The organism is Achromobacter sp. Marseille-Q0513, from assembly GCF_018195695.1.
Lineage (GTDB): Bacteria > Pseudomonadota > Gammaproteobacteria > Burkholderiales > Burkholderiaceae_B > Achromobacter.
Window position 1 is genome coordinate 1 of the sequence record NZ_JAGTJY010000296.1, and the last position, 4,364, is coordinate 4,364.

General features: G+C 69.2%; 5 protein-coding genes. 4 read left to right on the forward strand and 1 reads right to left on the reverse strand.

Annotated elements, in window-relative coordinates:
• Positions 1-1,888, reverse strand: a 1,888-nt coding sequence (locus KDH83_RS29715; protein WP_212322416.1) for an IgaA/UmoB family intracellular growth attenuator, incomplete at its 3' end; no start/stop codon positions are given.
• A gap of 218 nt (positions 1,889-2,106) precedes the next feature.
• On the opposite strand from KDH83_RS29715, the gene KDH83_RS29720 reads away from it, so the two are divergent.
• The 4 genes from KDH83_RS29720 to KDH83_RS29735 all read left to right on the forward strand — a co-directional run.
• Positions 2,107-2,286: a Trm112 family protein gene (locus KDH83_RS29720; protein WP_085479903.1), complete on the forward strand. Its 180-nt coding sequence runs from the start codon at positions 2,107-2,109 to the stop codon at positions 2,284-2,286.
• A 10-nt stretch (positions 2,287-2,296) separates the two neighbouring features.
• On the forward strand, positions 2,297-3,058 hold the full coding sequence (kdsB, locus tag KDH83_RS29725; RefSeq protein WP_212322418.1) for a 3-deoxy-manno-octulosonate cytidylyltransferase: 762 nt from the start codon (positions 2,297-2,299) through the stop codon (positions 3,056-3,058).
• 126 nt (positions 3,059-3,184) lie between these two features.
• Positions 3,185-3,841, forward strand: a complete 657-nt coding sequence (gene adk / locus KDH83_RS29730) for an adenylate kinase (RefSeq protein WP_212322420.1) — start codon at positions 3,185-3,187, stop codon at positions 3,839-3,841.
• Between the two features lie 132 nt (positions 3,842-3,973).
• Positions 3,974-4,364: SDR family NAD(P)-dependent oxidoreductase (locus tag KDH83_RS29735; RefSeq protein WP_212322422.1), on the forward strand; the 391-nt coding region annotated here is incomplete at its 3' end.

A 4,364-nucleotide genomic window follows, 5' to 3' on the forward strand; every position in this document is an offset into this window, starting at 1 on the left:
CGCGCGTGCCGGCCGGTTGCTGGACATGCTGTGTGAGAGCGAGGTGGGCCGGGGCGGCCTGCCCATTGCTGAGGGCGACGGCAGCGTGCGGTGTGTTGATCTCGGGCGCGTGTCGGGGGTGCCGGACAGGGCGGCTGCAGTGGGGGGCGGCCGCGGCGTGGAGGGCCGCGGGCGGGCGCAGGGTTGCGGTGGGGTGAAGGGGGCGCTCGGCCCAGTTCTCAGGTTCGTCGTCGGCGAACAGCAGATGCTCGACCAGCGCCGCCTTCAGCTCACCGCAAGCCTGCGCCGCATCGCGGCCGGCCACGGCGCAGCCGCGTTCCACCGCCAGCACGCTATCGGTCAGGCCCGACACGCGGTAGAACGACAGGCCGCGCATGTTGTAGGCGGCCATGGGATTGGTGCGCATGCGCTGCGCCACCTGGCTCTGCAACAGCATGTCCAGCATGGGATTGGCGCGCGTCCTCAGGAATTCGCCGGTATGCAGCGCCATGATGGCCGGATCGATCTCCAGCTCCGGCACCGTCGGCGCCGCGCCGCCCCAGCGCAGCCGGTCGCAATCGGCGCGCGCCGCCTGCTCGCTCGTGCCCTGCACCAGCTCGCAACGGGCCGCGCCGCGCAGCGACACGGGCTGGCCGAATCCTGGCGGATCCTGCGCCAGCGCCTCGGCCGAGGCGTAGCTGCGCGGACCGTCGCTCTGCACCCAGGCGCGCGTCAGCGCCAGATCGCCCGGCAGGTTGGGCGCCACGGCCCACAGCGCGCCCAGCGCCGCCAGGCCGGTCAGCGCCAGCGTCATGTGGCGGCCCCAGAACACGCGCGGGAACAGGCGCTGCTCTTCATCCACGGAATAATTGCCGCCCAACCGCAGCACCGCGTAGTCCTGCACGCGCAGGTCCATGTCGACGCGCCCGTCGTCGGGCAGTTGCAGATTGGCGCGCCAGTGGTCAGGCAGGTTGACGGGCAGCTTGTCGCCCAGGAACAGCTGGGTGGACACGGTCTGGGAATTGGACGGATTACTCAGCACGATGGCGTTCAGCTCACCGCGCGCGCGATTCACTTTTTGCGGCGCGTCCGGCGCGGGCCGGCGCCAGGTCAGCCACAAGGCCAGCGCGGCCAACGCGCCCGCGCCAGCGGCGAAGGGCGTGCCGCCGCCGCCGCCCGCCAGTCCCAGGCACAGGAAGGCCAGGGCCCACAGCACCGACACCCAGAAGCCGAAACCGCGGCCCTGGCGCGCGGCCACTTCGGCCGGCGTCTCATCGCGCTGCGCCAGGATCTCGACCCGCGTGGCGTCGTCCAGCTCGCGCTCGGCCTGGGCCAGTTGCTCGGCCGTGCGCGGCGCCTCGTCCGCCTCGGGCGGGTCGACCTCCAGGTCGACGACGTTCTGCATGGAGCCCGTCCGGCCACTGTTCCACTGCTGATCCTGCTTCTGCCGGCGCTGCTCGCGCTCGCGCCCGCCGGCCAGGTCGAACTCGCCGTTCAAGGCCACCACGATGGCGAATTTCTCGGTCAGCACCACCTCGGCATGGTTGTTCGCGACCAGGTAGCTGCGCGCGTCGTACGGCAGCACCACGTCGACATCGCCCAGCGTGTCGTGCATGGTGGTGCCGCCCTGGCTGGCCTCGATGCCGTGGCGCACGAAAGCGCCGTGCAGCGGATAGACGCCGTCGTTGATCAGCTGCGCCTGCTTCTTCGGCTTGGCCGGGTCGAACAGGAAGGGCTGCACCAAGGCCTGCTCTTCGTCCGTCAAACGCCGCGCGGGCTGGCCGTCCCGCCGCAGATCGCGCAGGGCGTCCTTGTTGCCGCTGCGCCGGGCCATATAGGTGATGCCGCTGTAGATCGACCAGATCAGGATGATGAGCATCAGCCCCAGCTTGAGCATATTCAGATCCATCGTGCCTCTTTCCTCTGCATGTGATCGCGGCGGATGATAACGACGATCCGTCCCGCAATAGGGCTGAACCTACTTCAAAATATGACATTGCTTAACAATTGAAGGAGTCAGCCCCGATGCCAGCGGCGACGATCCGCCTGGCCGCGGCCTGCCGGGCGCCAGGCTTTTCGCCGCGCCCGCCGGCTTGCCGCCCGCCAAACTGTTTTAGAATCCCGGACATGGAATCCCGCCTTCTCGACATCCTCGTCTGCCCCCTGTGCAAGGGCCGCCTCGAACATGACCGGCAGCACGCCGAACTGGTCTGCCGCGCCGACCGGCTGGCCTTCCCGGTGCGCGACGGCATTCCCGTCATGCTGGAGGGCGAGGCGCGCTCGCTCGACGACGCCCCCGCCAGCTGATCCGTCCGCCGTGAGCTTCATCGCCCTGATCCCGGCGCGGACCGCATCCACGCGACTGCCCGACAAACCCCTGGCCGACATCGCCGGCAAGCCCATGGTGGTGCGCACGGCCGAACGGGCCGCGCGCTCGGGCGCGGCGCAGGTCTGCATCGCCACCGACGACGCCCGCGTGCTGCAGGCGGCCCAGACCCATGGCGTGCGCGCGCTGATGACGCGCGGCGACCATCCCACCGGCACCGACCGCCTGGCCGAGGCCGTGGCGCAGCTGGGCTTGCCGGACGACGCCATCGTGGTCAACGTGCAGGGCGACGAACCGCTGATCGAACCGGAGCTGATCGACGCCGTCGCGGCGAAACTGCAAGCCAGCCCCGACGCCGACATCGCCACCTGCGCCTGCCCGCTGGCCGACGCCCAGGCCCTGTTCAACCCGAATGTGGTCAAGCTGGTCTGCACCGCGTCGGATCGCGCCCTGTATTTCTCGCGCGCGCCGATTCCCTGGGCGCGCGATGCGCTGGCTGGCGGCGAGCGTGTGCTGGCCGACGGCCTGCCCGCCCTGCACCATATCGGCCTGTACGCCTACCGCGTGTCATTCCTGCGCCGCTTTCCGACGCTGCCCCAGGGCGTGCTGGAACGGTTCGAGTCGCTGGAACAGCTGCGCGCCATGGAGCACGGCCACGCCATCGTCGTCCACCGGGCGTCCACGCCCCCGGCCGCCGGCGTGGACACGCCCGCCGACCTGGAGCGCGTGCGCTTGATCTACGGCAAGCTCTAGGCAGCGAGGCGGCGCGACAGGCCATTGATATAAGGGTTATTTCGTATGGCACCGCCCCGCAAAGGCTGTTGCGTTGCGGCATAATCCCCCGGATCACAAAAAATAATCCCCATCTCAGGAGCACTCATGCGTCTCATCTTGCTCGGACCGCCCGGCGCCGGCAAAGGCACCCAGGCCGCGTTTCTCACCCAGCACTTCGGCATTCCGCAGATTTCCACCGGCGACATGCTGCGCGCCGCGGTGAAAGCGGGCACGCCGCTGGGCATTGAAGCCAAGAAGGTCATGGATGCGGGCGGCCTGGTTTCCGACGAGATCATCATCGGCCTGGTGCAGGACCGCCTGAAGCAGCCCGACTGCGCCAACGGCTACCTGTTCGACGGCTTCCCCCGCACCATCCCGCAGGCCGACGCCCTCAAGGACGCCGGCGTCAAGCTGGACTACGTGGTGGAAATCGAGGTTCCCGAGGAAGACATCATCGAGCGCATGAGCGGACGCCGCGTGCACCAGCCCAGCGGCCGCAGCTACCACGTGCGCTTCAACCCGCCCAAGGTCGAAGGCAAGGACGACGTCACCGGCGAGGACCTGATCCAGCGCGACGACGACCGCGAGGAAACCGTGCGCCACCGCCTGTCCGTCTACCGCGAGCAGACCCGCCCGCTGGTCGACTACTACTCGGACTGGGCCGGCAAGAGCCCCGCCGACGCGCCCAAGTACCGCAAGATCTCGGGCGTGGGCGCGGTCGAGGAAATCAAGTCGCGCCTGTTCGACGCCGTCAAGGGCTGAACGGCGCCCGCTCGGCCATGAGGCCTTCGGCGCTGGCCGTGACGCACATCGTCACGGCGCGGCCCGAAGGCCTTTTCGCATCCGGCGCCCGCAGCGCCGCTTTCTTTTTCTTTTGAACCAAGTGGTAGAGACATGGAAATCGCGAACAAGGTATTCATCGTTACCGGCGGCGCATCCGGCCTGGGCGCCGGCACCGTGCGCATGCTGGTGGCCAACGGCGCCAAGGTGGTGATCGCCGACCTGCAGGACGAGCCGGGCGAAGCCCTGGCCAAGGAACTGGGCCAGCGCTACGTGCATTGCGACGTCACCCAGGAAGCCGACGGCCAGCGCGCCGTGGCCGCCGCGCGCGAGCTGGGCACGCTGTTCGGCCTGGTGAACTGCGCCGGCGTCGCCCCCGCCGCCAAGATCGTCGGCAAGAACGGCGCCCACCCGCTGGACCTGTTCCAGAAGGTGGTGAGCATCAACCTGATCGGCAGCTTCAACATGATGCGCCTGGCCGCCGAGGCCATGAGCGCCAATGCGC